This is a genomic window from Microbacterium sp. MAH-37, from assembly GCF_009758255.1.
In the GTDB taxonomy this organism is placed as follows: Bacteria; Actinomycetota; Actinomycetes; order Actinomycetales; family Microbacteriaceae; genus Microbacterium.
The window spans coordinates 286,334-304,555 of record NZ_WSEN01000010.1; the positions used below are offsets into that span (position 1 = coordinate 286,334).

An 18,222-nucleotide genomic window follows, 5' to 3' on the forward strand; every position below is an offset into this window, starting at 1 on the left:
GCAGTGCACGGGTATTTGTTGTTGACTGCACCGAATGGGAACTTCGGCAACTCTGCCATCCCGAAGCAATCGTGTCAAACGATATCGATAACGTTTTCGAAACCTAGGATAGACGCTATGAACGCGCGGATCACCATCAATGACGTGGCACACGCTGCCGGCGTCTCGGTCGCCACGGTCTCCAAGGCGATCAACGGTCGCGACGGGGTCGCTCCGGCAACCCTGGCCCACGTGATGAGCGTGGTCGACGAGCTCGGCTACGCGAGCTCCCTGGTGGCCACCTCGATGCGCCGACAGCAGACCAACGTCATCGGCGTGCTCGTCGCGGAGTTCGAGCCGTTCGCCCTGCAGCTGCTGCGCGGCGTCTCCTCCGAGCTGCAGGACACGCGGTTCGACGTGCTCGCCTACGCGGGCAGCGTCTCGGCCGGCGCACATCAGGGCTGGGAACGCCGCTCACTGTCCCGTCTGGGCGGAACGCTCATCGACGGCGCCATCATCGTGACCCCCACCACGACTCCCGCCGACGGACCGGTGCCGATCGTCGCCATCGACCCGCACGCAGGCGACGACGGACCCGCCACGGTGAGCGTGATCAACGTCGACGGCGCGCGCGCCGCGACCGAGCACCTGATCTCGCTCGGACATCGCCGCATCGGCCATCTGCGCGGCCGCACCGACCTGGTCTCGGCGCAGCAGCGCGAGCAGGGCTACCGCGAGGCGCTCGAGGCCGCCGGCATCCCCTTCGACCCCGAGCTGGTCGCCGACGGCGGGTACCGCACGGCGGACTCGACCTCCGGCGCGCACGAGCTGCTGGATCGCGACGACCGCCCGACCGGGGTGTTCGCGGCCAACGACCTCTCAGCGATCGAAGTGATCCGCGTCGCACGCGAGCGCGGTTTGCGCGTGCCGGAGGACCTCTCCGTGATCGGCTTCGACGACATCCCGGAGGCCGCCGCACACGTGCCGCAGTTGACCACCGTGCGTCAGCCGCTCGCCGAGATGGGGGCGGCCGCCGTGCAGCTGCTGCTGCGGATGCTGGACGGCGGCGAGCGCGAGCACATCCGCATGCCTGCGGTGCTGGTGCCACGGGAGTCGACGGCTCCCCCGCGCCACTGAGACGTTGCATCCCTCTTTCACGCCTGATATGTTCTGCTCTACAACATTTCATTGACGTCGCTGAAGGCGGATCATCATGGCACTCACCCCCACCAAGGCGGACCGGTTCTCGTTCGGCCTCTGGACCATCGGCTACAACGGCACCGACCCGTTCGGCGGTCCGACCCGCCCCGCGCTCGACGTCTTGCACGCCGTCGAGAAGCTCGCGGAGCTCGGCGCGTACGGCCTCACGTTCCACGACGACGACCTGTTCGCGTTCGGTTCGACGGAAGCCGAGCGTCAGACGCAGATCGACCGTCTGAAGGGCGCACTGGCCGACACCGGCCTGGTCGTCCCCATGGTCACCACCAACCTGTTCAGCGCGCCGGTGTTCAAGGACGGCGGCTTCACCTCGAACGACCGCCAGGTGCGCCGCTTCGCGCTGCGCAAGGTCTTCCGCCAGCTCGACCTCGGCGCCGAGCTGGGCGCCAAGACGTTCGTGATGTGGGGCGGCCGCGAGGGCGCCGAGTACGACTCCGCCAAGGACGTCCGCGCCGCGCTGGAGCGCTACCGCGAGGCCGTGAACCTGCTCGGCGACTACGTGACCGACAAGGGCTACGACATCCGCTTCGCGATCGAGCCCAAGCCCAACGAGCCGCGCGGCGACATCCTGCTGCCCACCCTTGGTCACGCCCTGGCGTTCATCGACTCGCTGGAGCGTCCGGAGCTGGTCGGTCTGAACCCCGAGGTCGGTCACGAGCAGATGGCCGGTCTGAACTTCGCCGCCGGCATCGCCCAGGCGCTGTACCACGGCAAGCTGTTCCACATCGATCTGAACGGCCAGCGCGGCATCAAGTACGACCAGGACCTCGTGTTCGGTCACGGCGACCTGCACAACGCTTTCGCGCTGGTCGACCTGCTCGAGAACGGCGGCCCCGGTGGCACGCCGGCCTACGAGGGACCGCGGCACTTCGACTACAAGCCCAGCCGCACCGAGGACGAGACCGGGGTGTGGGACTCCGCAGCCGCCAACATGCGCACCTACCTGCTGCTGAAGGAGCGCGCCGCGGCCTTCCGCGCCGACCCCGAGGTGCAGGAGGCGCTCGCCGCCGCGAAGGTCGCGGAGCTGTCAGAGCCCACGCTGAACGAGGGCGAGTCGTACGACGCCCTGCTCGCCGACCGCAGCGCGTACGAGGACTTCGACGCCGACGCCTACCTGGGCGGCAAGGGCTTCGGCTTCGTGCGCCTGCAGCAGCTCGCCACCGAGCACCTGCTCGGCGCTCGCTGACCCGCGGGCGAGATCGGGCCGAGATCCGCACGAGACCCCGAGTTCCGCACGAACCCCACCTTCAGGAGCGGGGTCTCGTGCGGAACTCGGGGTCTCGGCACGAAGAGAAGACAAGATGAGAGGATGCCGCGCATGGCACTGGTGATCGGAGTCGATTCGTCGACGCAGTCGTGCAAGGTGGTCGTGCGGGACACCGCGACGGGTGCGATCGCGCGTTCCGGACGGGCATCGCACCCGGACGGCACCGAGGTCGATCCCGAAGCGTGGTGGGACGCGCTGCAGCAGGCGCTCGCCCAGGCCGGCGGGCTGGACGACGTCGCCGCCGTCTCGATCGCCGGGCAGCAGCACGGCATGGTCGCCCTCGATGCCCAGGGCCGGGTGATCCGCCCCGCGCTGCTGTGGAACGACACCCGTTCGGCCGGCGCCGCGGCCGACCTGGTCGCCGAGCTCGGCGCCGACGAGTTCAGCACCCGCACCGGGGTGGTTCCGGTGGCGTCCTTCACCGTCACCAAGCTGCGCTGGCTGGCCGACCACGAGCCGGAGAACGCCGCTCGGGTCGCCGCCGTCGCGCTGCCGCACGACTGGCTCACCTGGCGGTTGCGCGGCTTCGGCCCGGTGCCGGCAGGAGGGGATCCGCAGCTCGACGAGCTGGTCACGGACCGATCGGATGCCAGCGGCACCGGCTACTGGGGAGCGGACGGCTACGACCGCGACATCCTCTCGCTGGCGCTGCGCAGGAACGCGACCGACGTCGTGCTGCCGCGCGTGCTCGGTCCCGACGAGCACGCGGGCTCGGATGCCGGCATCCGCTTCGCGCCCGGCGCCGGTGACAACGCCGGTGCGGCGCTCGGCCTCGGCGCCCGCAGCGGCGACGCGGTGGTGTCGATCGGCACGTCCGGCACAGTTTTCGCCGTCACGGATGCCCCGGTACACGACGTCAGCGGCACGGTCGCCGGCTTCGCCGATGCCGCGGGCGGCTGGCTTCCGCTGATCGCCACGCTCAACGCGGCGCGCGTACTGGATGCGACGGCCGCGCTGCTCGGAGTGGATCACGCCGGTCTCAGCGACCTGGCGCTGGCCGCCGAGCCGGGCTCAGCCGGCCTGGTGCTGCAGCCCTGGTTCGAGGGCGAACGCACCCCCAACCTGCCGGATGCGACGGCGACGTTGTTCGGCATGACGCTGGCGAGCACCACGCGCGAGAACCTCGCCCGGGCGGCGATCGAGGGCGTGCTCTGCGGACTGGCTGAGGGCCTCGCGGCGATCCGCACACACGGGGTCGCCCCGGGCCGCATCCTGCTCATCGGCGGCGCGGCGCAGAGCACGGCGGTGCGCACGATCGCCGCGCAGGTCTTCGACCTGCCCGTCGTCGTGCCCGCCCCCGCCGAGTACGTCGCCCTCGGCGCCGCCGCGCAGGCGGCGCACTCGCTCACCGGCTCCCGTCCCGCCTGGGGCGAGGAGGAGTCGGATGCCGAGCCGGCAGCGCCCGTCCCCGGCATCCGTTCCCAGTACGCCGCGCGCCTGCCCTGACCGAAGCTCCCTCCAGCTCCGGTCTCAACGGATGCGGGTGCCCGATCGCCAGCACCCGCAATGAGTGAGATCGGAGCTCGGGGAGGCCAGATCCCTCCAGCTCCGGTCTCAACGGATGCGGGTACCAACTCGAGGACACCCGCAACGAGTGAGACCGGAGCAGGGGAAGGGTCAGCGCTCGACGGTGAAGTTGAACACGCCCTGGTCGAAGCGGTTGTACTGCTCGTAGTCGATCAGGTCGTACAGGTCGGCCCGATGCTGCATCTCGCCGAGCTTCGACGTGAGGTGCCCCTCGGCGAGCAGGGTGTCCAGAGCGCGGTCCGCCGCGCCCATCGCGATGCGCAGCAGTGAGACCGGCCAGATCACGAGGTTCACGCCCGCGTCGCGCAGCTGGTCCACTGAGAACAGGTCGCTCTTGCCAAACTCCGTCATGTTGGCGAGGATCGGCACGTCCAGGGCCTTCGCCATCGCCTCGAACTCGGACAGGTCTCGCATCGCCTCGGGGAAGATCGCGTCCGCGCCGGCATCCACCAGCGCCTTCGCGCGGTCGACCGCCGCGTCCAGGCCCTCGACGGCGCGGATGTCGGTGCGCGCCATGATCAGGAAGTCGGGGTCGCGCCGCGCGTCGGCGGCCGCCCGGATGCGCTTGATCGCGGTGTCCTGATTGACGACGGACTTGCCGTCGAGGTGACCGCAGCGCTTCGGGTTGACCTGGTCCTCGATGTGGGTGCCGGCCAGCCCCGCATCCTCGAGCTCCTGGATCGTACGGGCCACGTTCATCGGCTCGCCGAAGCCGGTGTCGGCGTCGACGATCGCGGGCAGGTCGGTCATCCGAGCGATCTGCTTCGCCCGGCCCGCGACCTCGGTGAGCGTGGTCAGGCCGATGTCGGGCAGGCCGAGGTCGGCCGACAGCACCGCGCCCGAGATGTAGACCCCCTCGAAGCCCTTCTGCTCGATCAGCCGCGCGGACAGCGGGTTGAACGCACCGGGAAAGCGCAGCAGTTCGCCGCTCGCGAGCCGCTCACGGAACAGCCGGCGCTTCTCGGCGGGCGTGGTGGTGGAGTACAGCATCAGAACAGCCCCTTGGGGGCCGGGGCGGCCTCGAGCAGGCCGGGCTTGGCGATGATGCTCAGCTCCGCGACCTCCGCCGCGGTGAGCTCGGGCAGACGCTGGACGAGCTCGAGGAACCGCTCGATCTCGGCCGGCTCGAGCACCGGCTCCGCCAGCATCCGGAACTTGGCGACGTAGTTCGCGCGGGCGAACGGCCGTGCGCCCAGCGGGTGCGCGTCGGCGACCGCGATCTCGTCGGTCAACGTGGTTCCGTCGGCGAGCGTGATCTCCACGCGACCGCCGAACGCCTTCTCGGCCGGGTCGATGGAGTGGTACCGGCGAGTCCACTCCGCGTCCTCCGCGGTGGTGATCTTGTGCCACAGCGCGACGGTGTCGACACGTCCGGCGCGCTCAGGGGTGTACGAGTCGACGTGGTGCCAGGCGCCGTCCTGCAGCGCGACGGCGAAGATGTACGGGATCGAGTGGTCGAGCGTCTCGCGCGAGGCGCTCGGGTCGTACTTCTGCGGGTCGTTCGCGCCCGAGCCGATCACGTTGTGCGTGTGGTGGCTGGTGTGGATCACGATCGCCGCGACGTTGGCGGGGTCCGTGAGCTCCGGGTGCTCGCCGTGCAGCTTGCGCGCGAGGTCGATGAGCGCCTGCGCCTGGTACTCGGCGGAGTGCTCCTTCGTGTACGTGTCGAGGATCGCGCGCTTCGCCTCGCCGGATGCCGGGAGCGGAACGTCGTAGGAGGCGTCCTTGCCGTCGAGCATCCAGGCGATCACGCCGTCCTCGCCCTCGTAGATCGGCGACGGCGAGGTCTGTCCGCGCATCGCCCGGTCGACGGCCTCGACGGCCATCTTGCCGGCGAACGCCGGGGCGTGCGCCTTCCAGGTGGAGATCTCGCCCTTGCGGCTCTGCCGGGTGGCTGTGGTGGTGTGCAGCGCCTGGCCGATGGCCTGGTAGATGGTCTCGGCGTCGAGGCCGAGCAGCGTGCCGATGCCGGCTGCGGCCGACGGGCCGAGGTGCGCGACGTGGTCGATCTTGTGCGCGTGCAGCGAGATCGCCTTCACCAGGTCGACCTGGATCTCGTAGCCGGTGGCGATGCCCCGGACGAGGTCACGACCGTCCCGACCCGCGTGCTGCGCGACCGCGAGGATCGGCGGGATGTTGTCGCCGGGGTGCGAGTACTCCGCCGCGAGGAAGGTGTCGTGGTAGTCCAGCTCGCGCACGGCGACGCCGTTCGCCCACGCTGCCCACTCCGGGCTGGTGCGGTGGTCGAGCGCGGCGCCGAACACGGTCGAGCCGCTGCCGCCGGTGGACACCGGGTGGCTGAACGCCTGCGCGCGGGCGGCGTTGATGGGCCCGCGGGTGAGGGATGCCGCGGCCACCGACGCGTTGTCGATGATGCGGTTGATGATCATGTCGACGACGTCAGCGTCGACCTCGACGGGGTCGGTGGCGACCTGGGCGATCTTCCAGGCCAGCTGCTCCTCGCGGGGCAGGTCCTCTTCGGAGCGGTACACGCGGACGTGGTGGGTGACGGTCATGGGGTTCCTTCCGACAGCGATTCGAGGATGCTGGTGAGCGCGTTGTGCAGGTGCACGTGCGTGGCATGGGCGGCGAGATCGCCGTCGCGCGCGGCGAGCGCGCGGGCGATCGTGAGGTGCTCGGCAGCGGATGCCGCGAGCCGCTCGGGCTTGTCGCGCGCCATCCGGCGCACCCGCACGAGGTGGGTGCGCACGGTGCGCAGCGCGGAGCTCAGGTAGTCGTTCGCGACGGCCGCGTCGAGCGCGGCGTCGAGCCGGGCGATCAGCGCGTAGTACGCATCGCGGCCGGCGGCTCGCGACAGGTCGACGTCAGCGAACTCGGATGCCAGGGCGCGGAAAGCCTCGGCATCGCCGCGCTCCGCGGCGAGTCGCGCGGTGGTCTCCTCGAGCGCACGACGGATCTCGAACAGGGCGCGGATGTCGTCGGCGTCGAGGTCGGCGACCACGGTGACGCGCGGCGACTGCTGCACGACCAGGCCGTCGGCGACGAGCCGGCGCAACGCCTCGCGCAGCGGGGTGCGGCTCACACCGAGACGCGCGGCCTGTTCGACCTCGCCGAGCACCGCGCCGGACGGCAGAGCGCCGGACTGGATACCCTCCAGCAGCTCCGCGTAGGCCCGGTCACTTGCACGCATGGCCTCATTGTATACATAAATGTCACTGGCCAGGCTATCAGTGCCGATTCGAACGATCAGCGTATACAGTTCAGGATGCCGCGTTCCGCAACCGCTCCCCCACCGCGGCAACCGCCTGCCGCACCTCCTCACCTTCCAGGACCTCGAACGCGAAGCCCGACATCCCGAGGTAGATCGCGAACTCCTCCGGATCGCGCGACCCCGCTTCGAGGATGCAGCTCGCATCGCCGTCCGCGGTCACCGTCGCGATCGTCGCGTCGAACCGCCGGCGCACCACCGCCGCCGGCGCCTGCATCCGCACCCGCGCCCGGAACGGGTAGGGCGCGATCGTGATGCTGCGCGCGGTGAATCGGCGCAGCGCGTCATCCGGGACCTCCCGCTCGGCGAACTCCTCCGGCAGCGAGAACGGACGGCGGATGCGATCGACGCGCAGCGTGCGCCACTCCTCGCGCTCCGCGTCGCGCGCGACGAGATACCAGCGCTCGTCCGTGTGCACGATCCGATGCGGCTCGACGATGCGGCGCACCTCGGCGCTGTCGTGCCGCGTGTAGTCGATGCGCAGCCTGCGGCGGGCGGAGATCGCCGCGGCGAGCGCGGTGACCACGTCGAGGTCGACGCCGCCACCCTCGGCCGGATCGAGACGCACCATCGCCCGCTCCACCTCGGCGATCCGGGTGCGGGCCGCGGCCGAGAGCGACTGCTCGAGCTTGGCGAGGGCGCGACCAGCGGCCTCCTCCATCCCTGTCACCACACTCGCCGCCGCGGCGCGGAGGCCGACCGCGATGGCGACGGACTCGTCGTCGAGCAGGGTCAGCGGCGGAACGCTGGCGCCGGGGCCGAGTCGGTAACCGCCGTGACGACCGCGGGTGGCCTCGATGCCGTAGCCGAGTTCGCGCAGATCGTCGATGTCGCGGCGCAGAGTCCGGTCGCTCACCTCCAGTCGCTCGCGGAGCTCGGCACCGGTCCAGTCGCGGCGGACCTGCAACAGGGAGAGGAGGGCGAGAGTGCGGCCGGTCGTGCGCGTCATGACTCCATGATTCTCGCTTCTCCGGTCATATTACGACCGGATAGCGCCGGAGCATGGAGACATGAACGCACAGCAGACGGACGCCGTCCTCCCCTTCCGCATCGAGGTCTCCGACGAGGCGCTCGACGATCTGCGCGCGCGGCTGCGCGCGGCACGCCTCCCCCACCCCCTGCCCGGTGACGGCTGGGACCGCGGCGTGCCGGTGGCGGTGCTCGCCGAGCTCGTGGCCGGCTGGGCGGAGCACGACTGGCGGGCCACCGAGCGTCGCCTCGCCGCACTGCCCCAGATCGTGACGAGCGTCGACGGCCAGACCATCCATGCCGTGCACGTGCGGTCGCCGCACCCGGGCGCCGTGCCCGTCCTGCTGCTGCACGGCTGGCCCGGCTCGTTCCTCGAGTTCGAGGGCCTCATCGGACCGCTCACCGAGGACGCCGAGATGCCCTTCGACGTGATCATCCCCTCCCATCCGGGATTCGGATTCTCGACCCCGCTCGCAGATGACAGCTGGACAGCGGAGCGCACCGCCGCCGCCTATCTCGAACTCATGACGCGCCTCGGATACGACCGCTTCGCCGTCCAGGGCGGCGACCACGGCGCAGCGGTCGCCCCCGAGCTCGGCCGACTGGCCCCCGAGCGGGTGATCGGCGTGCACGTGAACGGCTCCCTGGGCAGCTTCGTCGGCGACCTCGACGAAGACGCGGCCGCCGCGCTCACGCCTGTGGAGCGCGACCGGCTGCGCCGGGTCGGCGAGTTCATGCAGCGCGAATTCGGCTACATCTCCATCCAGTCCACGCGCCCCGGCCTGATCGGGGCCATGGCTGCGGACAGCCCGGTGGCCCAGTTCGCCTGGATCCACGACAAGCTGCAGGCCTGGACGCACCCGGCCGAGGCGGACGCGGTCGACGTGCTCGGCGAGCGCTTCGTGTTCGACAACGCCTCGCTGTACTGGTTCACTGCGAGCGCCGGATCGGCCGCGCTGGTCACCTACGGACTCACCACGGCCTGGGATGCCCCGAAGCCCAGCTCAGGGGTGCCGACGGCCGTGATCGTGTTCGCTCACGACGTGGGACTGCGCTTCGCCGAGGAGCCGCATCACCGCATTGTGCGGTGGACCGACGTCGAGGACCGCGGCGGCCACTTCGCCGCGCTCGAGGAGCCCGATACGCTGCTCGACGATATGCGTGCGTTCTTCGGACCGCTGCGCGGCTGAGGGTCAGTCCGCCTGTTCGGGCAGCGGCTCCACGAACTCCGGCGCCCGAGGCTCCCCGAGCTTGACCAGGACGACCCCGCCGAGCACCAGAGCCGCGCCGATCGCCTGCAGCAGGTCGGGCAACTGGCCCAGCAGCAGCCAGCCGAACAGCATCGCCGCCACCACCTCGGCGAGCGCGACGAACGAGGCCAGCCGTGAGCCGAGCATCCGAGTCGAGACGATGCCGAGAACGTACGCGAGCGCGGCGGCGACGAGACCGATCGCGAGCACCGGCACGAACCACGGAACCGTGCCGAACCGATAGGCGATGTCGTCGGTGGTCCAGGCCATCGGCAGCACGCCGATCAGGCCCGCGAGAGTGAGGCCGACGGCGCCGATCAGCAGGCCGAGCCCGGCGAGGGCGATCGGCGGCACGCCGGTGTCGTTGCGCGCCGAGAGCAGGAAGTAGGCGGCCGCACCGACCATCGCTCCGAGCGCCCAGAGGATGCCGCCGACGTCCAGGCGCGCGCCGGTGACGATGTCCAGCATGAGCACCAGCCCGATGAACGCGACCACCGCGCCGACGATGCTGCGCCCTGAGGGGCGCTCACCGCGCCGCATCCAGAGCCAGAGCACCACGGCGACGGGCGCCGTGTACTCGATCAGCAAGGCGATGCCGACATCCATCACCGCCACAGCCTGGAAGTAGAACAGCTGCGTGGCGGTGACCGCGAGCAGGCCGTAGGCGAGGATCATGCCGGCGTTGCGGCGCACGGCGCCCCAGCGCCCGCGCAGCGCGAGGAGCGTGGGGATCAGTAGCGCGATCGCCCCCACCCACACGCGCACCGTCACGGCGGCGCCGGGCGTCCAGCCCGCGTCGATGAGTCCGCGCGCCCAGGCACCGGACATGCCGAACGAGAACGCGGCGGCGACGGCGACGGTCAGGCCGAGGGTCGTGTGCCGGCTCACGACGGAACGAGGGGATGCCACGGCTTGACGCTATCGGCTCGTGGGCTCCCCATCGATCCGGCCGGAACTCTTCACAAACGATTATCGATTAGTGTAATGTCCCCAGTGTCCCACCCACCTGGAAAGGATCAACGATGATCAAGCGCCCTCTCCTCCCCGTCGTCGGCATCACCGCAATCGCCGCCCTCGCCCTCGCCGGCTGCAGCGGCTCGTCCGGCGGCGACTCCGCCTCGGCCGACGGGAAGACCACGCTGCGCGTGCTCGTGAACGTCACCCCCAACCTCACCGAGGAGTTCTGGAACGACCTCGTCGCGCCCTTCGAGAAGGAGCACAAGGACATCGACGTCGTCATCCAGAACCCCGGCGCCGAGGGCGTCGCGGCGGCGGTCCCCCGCCTGCTCGCCGCCGGTGACGCCCCCGACATCGTGCAGTCGATCGCCCCGAACCCGAAGCTCGCCCCCGAACTCGTCGACCTCTCGAAGTACGAGTGGGCGAAGAACGGCCCGCTCGCCGAGCAGTACTCGATCGACGGCAAGAACTACATGGCCGGCATCGGCTACCAGCTGCAGAGCCTGTTCTTCTACAACAAGACCGCCTTCGAAGAGGCCGGCATCACCGAGGTGCCCACCACTGTCGACGAGCTCACCGAGGACCTCGGCAAGCTGCAGGCGGCCGGCTGGACCACACCGGTGCAGACCGGTGGCGACTGGATGACCAGCCACGCGCTGCAGGCGCTCGGCCTGCCGACGATCATCTCCGAGAACCCGAAGTGGTTCCAGGAGGTGTCCGCGGGCGACGTGACCTTCAGCGACACCTACGGCGACGCCGTCGACACCTACGCCGACTGGGTCGCGAAGGGCTACATCCCCAAGGAAGCGCTCGGCATCAAGTACCCAGACGCCGAGCAGGCCTTCCTCTCCGGCAAGAGCGCGGTGTACCCGATGGGCAGCTGGTTCGCCGGCACCCAGGCCAAGGCCGCAGACTCCGCCGATATCGGCGTGTTCCGCGCGCCGGCATTCGACGGCGTCGACCAGCCCGCCATGGGCGCGAACATCGCCAGCCCGTACTCGATCCTCAAGGCCACCAAGAGCCAGGATGCCGCAGCGCAGCTGATCGAGTTCCTGGTGACCGACAAGGAGGCCGTCACCGCACAGCTCGCAGTTGACGGCAACTTCCGCGACGGCTACGAGTACGACATGACCCCGCTCGGCGAGGAGCTGCAGAAGATCAGCGCCGAGACTCCTGCCAAGGCGTACACGCCCACCGGCGGCGGCTACGGCGAGCGCACGATGCCCACGGGCTACTCCGAGGAGCTGAACACGCAGACGCAGTCGCTGATCGGCGGCACCAAGGCCGCCGACATGCTGAAGTCCATGGACGACTGGTTCGCGGCGAACGCCGGCTGATGCCCTGCGGCCGGGGCGGTTCTCCGCCCCGGCCGCACCATCTGCAGCATCCGCACAGGACAGCGACGACATGTTCCGCACCCGACCCGAATCGGAGCTCATCACCATGAGCACGACCCTCGCCCCTCGGCGCCGCTCGGCGCTCCAGACCTGGCAGCTGCGCCTGCCGGGCTTCCTCATGGCCGCACCGGCGGTGGCCGTCTTCATCGCGATGTTCGTGATCCCGATGATCCTCGCCGCCGTGCTGAGCTTCACGAACTGGAACGGCTACAGCCTGAACTTCGACTTCATCGGCTGGGACAACTACGCCAAGGCGTTCCGCAACCCGCGCTCGATCGATGCGGCGATCTTCACCGGCATCGTCGCCGTGGTCGGCACCGTGCTGTGCAACGGCATCGGCCTCGCCGTCGCCGCCCTGATCTCCGGCCCCGGGCGCTCGAACACACTGCTGCGCACGATCTTCTTCTACCCCTACGTGATCAGCTCGCTGATCATCGGCTTCATCTGGTCGGCGATGCTCTCACCGCAGGGCGCGGTCAACGGCGTGCTGAGCACCATCGGCCTTCCCGCGATGCCATTCCTCACCGATCCGACCTTCGCCAAGGCCAGCGTCATCTTCACCATCGCGTGGGCGCACTTCGGCTTCAACATGATCCTGTTCCTCGCCGGCATCAAGTCGGTCCCCGCGGAGTACTACGAGGCCGCCACGGTCGACGGCGCCTCGCGGTGGCAGCAGTTCCGCTCGATCACCCTGCCGCTGATCGCACCGGTGTTCACCGTGAACATCGTGCTCACCCTGGTCGGGCTGCTCAAGGTCTACGACGTGGTTCTCTCGCTCACCGACGGCGGTCCGGCCGGCTCCACCCAGACGATCGTCTACCAGATCCTGAAGAACTCCTTCGCGAACTCCGAGCTCGGCTTCGGCGCCGCCCAGTCGATGGTGCTCCTCATCGTCACCGCCGTGATCGGCCTGGCCGTCACCCTGGTGCGCCGCCGCGCAGAGCAGAAGGTCACCGACTGATGAAGCAGACACGCAACCGCCCCTCCGTCGCCGTCTCGACGATCCGCTGGATCGTCCTCGGCGTCATCGCGATCGGGATGCTCATCCCGATGTACACGATGGTGATCAACGCCTTCAAGCCGCAGGCCGACATCATCGAGAACCCACTGCTGATCACACCGCAGAGCTTCACCTTCGAATACCTCTGGGCCGCGATCACCAGCAGCAAGTTCAACGTCATCGCCGCCTACGGCGTGACCCTGCTGTTCGTCGTGCTGGTGAACATCTTCTGCATCGTGCTGTCGGCTCCCGTGGCCTACGTGATCGCACGCGGCGGCTCGAAGTGGCACCTCGGACTGCTGCTGCTGTTCGTCTCGGGCCTGTTCATCCCCGGGCAGGTCACGCTGATCCCCGTCGTGTTCGTGCTGCGCATCCTCGGCCTGATCAACACCATCCCGGGGTTCATCCTGTTCGAGACGGCCGCGACACTGCCGGTGACGATCTTCCTGTTCACCGCCTATCTGCGCTCGGTCCCCCGGGAGATCGACGAGGCGGCGGCGCTGGACGGCGCCGGGAAGATCCGGGGGTTCTGGTCGTGCATCTTCCCGATCATGAAGCCCGTGGTCGCGACCATCGTCGTGCTGAACTCGATCGGGGTGTGGAACGACTTCGTCAGTCCGCAGATCATCCTCGGGCCGAGCTCCGGCATCTACACGGTGACCACCGGCGTGTACGCCGCGGTCGGCCAGTTCTCCACGGACTACACGCAGGTCTTCCCGACGCTGCTGCTGGCGGTGCTGCCCGCCCTGGTGTTCTTCGTCCTCATGCAGCGGCACATCATCGGCGGCCTTGCCGCCGGGGCGACGAAGGGCTGATCCCGTGACAGACGAGTTCGCCTCCCCGCTGCGCACGATCCCCGCGTGGGCCGTGCTGCAGCGCCGGCTGTTCGACGAGATCGAGAGCGCGCGCCGCGTGTTCTCCGAGCGGTACACGCTGCCGGACGGACGGCTGCGCGGCGTCGCCGAGTTCGAGGATCGGGACGGCGTGGACGACCTGTACGAGCCGTTCTTCAACTGGCCGGCGTTCTACCTGCTCGGCGGGCCCGACGAAGTGCTCTCCGACGCGAAGCGGCACTGGGAGGGCGTGACCCGCCAGCTCGCCGAGGCCGGCATGCTCACCGACGAGTACGAGAACGGCTACGACTGGTTCCATCAGGGCGAGTCCCTGCTGCTCTTCGCCGGCATCTGCGCAGCCGATCCGGACGACCCTGCATTCGCCGAGCGGGCCCGGCGCTTCGCCGACCTGTTCCTCGACCCCGTGCACGGCAACTACGACGCCGAGCGCAACATCATCCGCGCTCCGCACAACGGCGCTCTCGGCGCCCGCGTCGGACTGGACGACCCGGATGAGGACCGCCGCCTGGCGCCCTACTCGGCGGATCGCGCCGAGATGCGACCCTACGGTCTCCCGGTGCAGGGTCTCGACGGCATCCGCGAATGGGACGACCTCGCCGACCCGCGGAACGCCGCACGGATGACCGCCGAGATGCAGCGCAGGGCCGCCGGCGACGTCGCGGTGAACCTCGCCGCCACCTCGCTCGCCGCCAACCTCTGGCTGTACGACGGCGACGACGAGGCCGCCGACTGGGTGCGGCGGTACGTCGACGGCTGGCGCGAGCGCGCCGACGGCGGCCTGATGCCCGACAACGTCGGCCCGGACGGCGAGGTCGGCTCGCTGCAGGACGGCCACTGGTGGGGCGGCCATTACGGCTGGGCCTGGCCGCACGGCCTGCACTCGGTCGGCATGAGCGCGCTCATCGGCGCGCTCAACCACGCCCTGATCACCCGCGACGACGCCGCTCTCGACCTGGTGCGCACCATGCTCGACACGGTGCTCGACCAGTCGCGCACCGGCACGGTCGCGGACAGCGCGTACAGCCTGCGCGGCGGGTGGATGGCCCGGTTCGGCGACGCCGCGCACGAGGCGGGGATGCTGGTGCCGTACCGGCACGGCCTCGACGGCTGGTTCGACTTCGGCCCGCTGCAACTCGACCTGCCGGTCTGGCTGTGGTGGTGGACCCGCGACGAGAGCGACCGCGCCCGCCTGCAGCGCATCGCCGACGGCATCCCGGCATCCGCCGACCTCGTCGCGCCGTTCCGCGACAAGGAGGAGGCCGGCCACGAGGCGGGCTGGTTCGCGTACCTGTCCGGCGCGCTGCCGGAGTACCCGGAGCGCGCGCTCGAGATGGCGCTCGGTCAGGTCGCCCGGCGCACCGCGATGATGCTCGCCGACGGCAGCGATCCGGATGCCGCTCATCTGCACTTCTGGCAGCGGGTGAACCCCGTCGCCACCGAGGTGCTCACGCAACTCGTCGGCGGCGCTCCCCAGGTGCTCTACAACGGCGGCCTCGGCTTCACCGCACTGCGCTACGAGGACCTCGATCGCGGCAGGCCGGGCCTCCCCCAGGACGTCGCCGCGCTCGTGCACCGGCTCGACGGCGACGACATCGGGCTGCGACTGGTGAACACCTCCGTGGTGCACACGCGCACCGTGCGGATCCGCGGCGGCCGCTTCGGCCTGGACCGCATCGTCTCCGTCTCCGCGCGCGTCGAGGAACCGGGTGGCTACCCCGGGGCATCCGGTTCGTACGCCTCCCCCACCGGCGCGATCGTGACGCGCACGACGGACTGCGACGACGACCTCGTCGTCACGCTCCCGCCCGCGCACGGGGCCGACCTCGACCTCACCCTCGCCAGGGCGGCAGGTACGCCCCGGCATCTCATCACCGAAGGACACGCATGACCGCCGAACTGATCCGCCCCGACTTCGCCCTCCCGGTGCGGGGCGCGGCGTACACCCGCCCCGACGCCGCCCTCGTCGAGGACTTCTCGTCGCTGTCGTCCGCGACGGCGTGCGCGAAGCTGCATCAGCTCGGCATCCGCCGCACGTTCGTCGAGGGCCCGACGCCGCTCACGACGGGCAGCCGCGTCGTCGGCTCCGCGCTCACGCTGCAGTTCATGCCGCAGCGCGAGGACATGGCGCTGCCGCAGGACTCCTCCGCCGGCGTCGAGCAGGAGTACGCCGAGCGGCACACCGCCCTGTGGCACGTGCTCGAGGCGGTGCAGCCGGGCGACGTGCTGGTGGTGCAGGCGTACGGCAGCAGGTTCTCGGGATGCCTCGGCGACATCCTGGTGCGCTACTTCATGCGCAAGGGCGGCGCGGGCATCGTCGTCGACGGCCGCATCCGCGACGCCGGGCGCATCCGCGAGCTCGGCATCCCGGTGTGGTGCACGGGGACGACCCCGCACTACGCATCGCAGTCCGAATTGGCGCCCTGGGCGTACGACGTGCCGGTCGCCGTGGGCGGCGCGCTGTGCATGCCCGGCGACCTGGTGATCGCCGACGACGACGGGCCCGTGGTGGTGCCGCAGGCGATGGCCCCGCGGGTGGTCGACTCGGCCCGCGACCACGAAGAATGGGAGGTGTTCAGCCGCAGCCGCCTCGACGAGGGCGCGCGGCTGAGCGACTACTACCCGCTCACCCCCGACACCCGCGAGGAGTACGAGGCATGGCGCTCCCTGCAGCCTTCCGCCCGCTGACCCCCGTTCCGTCGCACCGCGACGATCTCGGTCTCGGCTGCGCGCCCATCGGCAACCTGTTCACTCCGGTCGCCGACGAGGACGCCGTCGCGACCGTGCACGCCGCGCTGGACGCCGGAGTGCGGTTCTTCGACACCGCGCCGCTGTACGGCTCCGGTGAGAGCGAGCGCCGCCTCGGCCTCGCCCTGCGGGACGTGCCGCGCGACACCGTTGCGATCGGCACGAAGGTCGGGCGTCTGCTGGTGGATGCCGCGGGTTCGCCCGTCGCACCGGGCGAGATCGGCCACGACTCGATCGCGGACATCAGCCGCGACGCGGTGTGGCGCAGCCTTGAGAGCAGCCTCGCCCTGCTCGGCACCGACCGTGTCGACGTGCTCTATCTGCACGATCCGCTCGACGTGGATGCCGCCCTGTCGGGCGCACTGACCGCGATGACCGAGCTGCGCGAGCAGGGCGTCGTGCGCGCGATCGGCGTCGGCAACGGCGTCCTTCCTGTGCTCGAGCGCTACGCCGCGGAGGCGCCGGTCGATGTGCTCATGGAGGCCGGGCGGCTCACCCTGATCGACCGAGGCGCGCTCGAGCGACTGATGCCGCTCGCCGCCGAGCAGGGTGTCTCGATCGTCGCGGCTGGAGTGTTCAACTCCGGGATCCTCGTGGACCCGGAGGGGTCGCCGTTCTTCGACTACCGCCGCGCCGACGACGCACTGATCTCGCGTGCGCTGCGGCTGCGCGACGTGTGTGCGGCGCACGGCGTCGCACTCGCCGACGCGGCCGTGCAGTTCCCGCTGCGGCACGGCGCCGACGGTGTCGTGGTCGGAGCGCGCACGCCGGACGAGGTGCGGGCATTCGTCCGCGGGCGTGATGCCGCGATCCCTGATGCGCTGTGGACCGCGGTCGACGAGGTGGTCGCCGCCTGATGGGCATCGTCGACGCGCACGTGCACGTCTGGGACGTCGACGCGTTCCCGATCCCCTGGTTCCGCGAAGACCTCGGACTGCCGCGGACGTCGTCCCCGGAGGCGTTCCGTGCCGAAGCCCTGCCGCGCGGGGTGTCGGCCGGCATGGCCGTGCAGGTCGCCGACTCCGTCGAGGAGGCGCGGTGGCTCACTGCGGTGACCTCGGCGGACGAGGTGCTCACGCGCGCGGTCCTGCAGTACGAGCCCGCGCCTGGCCGGGCTCTGGGCGCCACGGCCGTCGAGGGTGCCGCGTTCTACGGCATCCGCGCGGCCGTCCCGCAGTTCGCGGCAGACCTGTCCGACGTGCCAGGACTGGATGACCTTGCGGATGCGCTGGGAACTGCAGGGCGAGTGCTGGAGCTGCTCATCCGGCCGGAGCAGCTGGAGGGTGCGGCCGCGCTGGCCCGCCGGCATCCGGTGACGCCGATCGTGCTGTGCCACCTCGGGCTCGGACACGGCGCCGCCACCGAGACGTGGCGGTCGGGTCTGGCGGCGTTCGCCGCCGCCGGCAACGCGCACGCCAAGTTCTCCGGGCTGCTCTCGCCGACCCGGACGGATGCCGAGCTCTCGGCGCTCGCCCGCACGGCGCGGGGCCTCTTCGGCGCCGACCGCCTGATGTTCGGCAGTGACTGGCCGATGTCGGCCCGCACGCACACCTACGCCGAGGTCATCGACGCCGTCTCCCGCGCGATGCCCGACACTCCGGCCTTCTGGTCCGGCACTGCCGAGCGCCTGTACCCCCTGCCCTGAGGCCTCTCCCGCCCGGGTCCTGAGCGAGCGCCCTTCGTCACTTCGTCTCGCTGCGCTCGCTCAGCACGGCGCCCGCTGCTGGCGCTCCTCGCTCAGGACCCGAAGCACCCCGCACCCTGAGCGAGCGCAGCGAGACGAAGGGCGCGCCCTGTGGAGAACTCCGAACGCCGGACGCTGGAACGGCG

The 18,222-nt window shown here is 70.5% G+C and carries 16 protein-coding genes; 11 read left to right on the forward strand and 5 right to left on the reverse strand.

Annotated features, from left to right (window positions below; all coding sequences use genetic code 11):
• The first annotated feature begins 117 nt into the window (after positions 1–117).
• From GON06_RS15550 to xylB, 3 genes are all read left to right on the forward strand, one after another.
• Entirely contained in the window at positions 118–1,116 is a 999-nt protein-coding gene (locus tag GON06_RS15550) for a LacI family DNA-binding transcriptional regulator (RefSeq protein WP_157313215.1), read from the forward strand.
• A 76-nt stretch (positions 1,117–1,192) separates the two neighbouring features.
• Entirely contained in the window at positions 1,193–2,383 is a 1,191-nt protein-coding gene (gene xylA / locus GON06_RS15555; protein WP_157313216.1) for a xylose isomerase, read from the forward strand.
• Between the two features lie 132 nt (positions 2,384–2,515).
• Positions 2,516–3,910 carry a xylulokinase gene (gene xylB / locus GON06_RS15560; RefSeq protein ID WP_157313217.1) on the forward strand — a complete coding sequence of 465 codons (1,395 nt, stop codon included), beginning with the start codon at positions 2,516–2,518 and terminating at the stop codon, positions 3,908–3,910.
• Between the two features lie 171 nt (positions 3,911–4,081).
• Here the strand turns inward: xylB and prpB are convergent, their stop codons facing one another.
• From prpB to GON06_RS15580, 4 genes are all read right to left on the reverse strand, one after another.
• Positions 4,082–4,981: a methylisocitrate lyase gene (gene prpB, locus GON06_RS15565; RefSeq protein WP_157313218.1), complete on the reverse strand. Its 900-nt coding sequence runs from the start codon at positions 4,979–4,981 to the stop codon at positions 4,082–4,084.
• Positions 4,981–6,507: an MmgE/PrpD family protein gene (locus tag GON06_RS15570; RefSeq protein WP_157313219.1), complete on the reverse strand. Its 1,527-nt coding sequence runs from the start codon at positions 6,505–6,507 to the stop codon at positions 4,981–4,983. Before GON06_RS15570 ends, prpB begins: the two co-directional genes overlap by 1 nt.
• Entirely contained in the window at positions 6,504–7,142 is a 639-nt protein-coding gene (locus tag GON06_RS15575) for a GntR family transcriptional regulator (protein WP_157313220.1), read from the reverse strand. The genes GON06_RS15570 and GON06_RS15575 overlap by 4 nt, the downstream gene beginning before the upstream one ends.
• A 70-nt stretch (positions 7,143–7,212) precedes the next feature.
• Entirely contained in the window at positions 7,213–8,169 is a 957-nt protein-coding gene (locus GON06_RS15580; protein ID WP_157313221.1) for a helix-turn-helix transcriptional regulator, read from the reverse strand.
• Positions 8,170–8,230: 61 nt separating this feature from the next.
• Between GON06_RS15580 and GON06_RS15585 the strand changes: the two genes are divergently transcribed.
• Positions 8,231–9,379 carry an epoxide hydrolase family protein gene (locus tag GON06_RS15585; protein ID WP_157313222.1) on the forward strand — a complete coding sequence of 383 codons (1,149 nt, stop codon included), beginning with the start codon at positions 8,231–8,233 and terminating at the stop codon, positions 9,377–9,379.
• Positions 9,380–9,382: 3 nt separating this feature from the next.
• Here GON06_RS15585 and GON06_RS15590 read toward each other — a convergent pair whose 3' ends face one another.
• Positions 9,383–10,348 carry an EamA family transporter gene (locus tag GON06_RS15590; protein ID WP_332837622.1) on the reverse strand — a complete coding sequence of 322 codons (966 nt, stop codon included), beginning with the start codon at positions 10,346–10,348 and terminating at the stop codon, positions 9,383–9,385.
• Positions 10,349–10,461: 113 nt separating this feature from the next.
• Here GON06_RS15590 and GON06_RS15595 point away from each other — a divergent pair, with 113 nt between their 5' ends.
• From GON06_RS15595 to GON06_RS15625, 7 genes are all read left to right on the forward strand, one after another.
• Positions 10,462–11,733, forward strand: a complete 1,272-nt coding sequence (locus GON06_RS15595; RefSeq protein ID WP_157313223.1) for an ABC transporter substrate-binding protein — start codon at positions 10,462–10,464, stop codon at positions 11,731–11,733.
• 106 nt (positions 11,734–11,839) lie between these two features.
• Positions 11,840–12,754 carry a carbohydrate ABC transporter permease gene (locus GON06_RS15600; protein ID WP_116241148.1) on the forward strand — a complete coding sequence of 305 codons (915 nt, stop codon included), beginning with the start codon at positions 11,840–11,842 and terminating at the stop codon, positions 12,752–12,754.
• Positions 12,754–13,608 carry a carbohydrate ABC transporter permease gene (locus GON06_RS15605; protein WP_157313224.1) on the forward strand — a complete coding sequence of 285 codons (855 nt, stop codon included), beginning with the start codon at positions 12,754–12,756 and terminating at the stop codon, positions 13,606–13,608. Before GON06_RS15600 ends, GON06_RS15605 begins: the two co-directional genes overlap by 1 nt.
• 4 nt (positions 13,609–13,612) lie before the next feature.
• Positions 13,613–15,535 (forward strand): hypothetical protein, encoded by a 1,923-nt coding sequence (locus GON06_RS15610; RefSeq protein ID WP_332837623.1) that lies wholly within the window; start codon positions 13,613–13,615, stop codon positions 15,533–15,535.
• The gene (locus GON06_RS15615; protein ID WP_157313226.1) at positions 15,532–16,332 is read left to right on the forward strand and encodes a ribonuclease activity regulator RraA; all 801 of its coding nucleotides are present in this window, start codon (positions 15,532–15,534) and stop codon (positions 16,330–16,332) included. The genes GON06_RS15610 and GON06_RS15615 overlap by 4 nt, the downstream gene beginning before the upstream one ends.
• Entirely contained in the window at positions 16,302–17,249 is a 948-nt protein-coding gene (locus GON06_RS15620) for an aldo/keto reductase (protein ID WP_157313227.1), read from the forward strand. Before GON06_RS15615 ends, GON06_RS15620 begins: the two co-directional genes overlap by 31 nt.
• Entirely contained in the window at positions 17,249–18,037 is a 789-nt protein-coding gene (locus GON06_RS15625) for an amidohydrolase family protein (protein WP_157313228.1), read from the forward strand. Before GON06_RS15620 ends, GON06_RS15625 begins: the two co-directional genes overlap by 1 nt.
• The last annotated feature ends 185 nt before the right edge of the window (positions 18,038–18,222 follow it).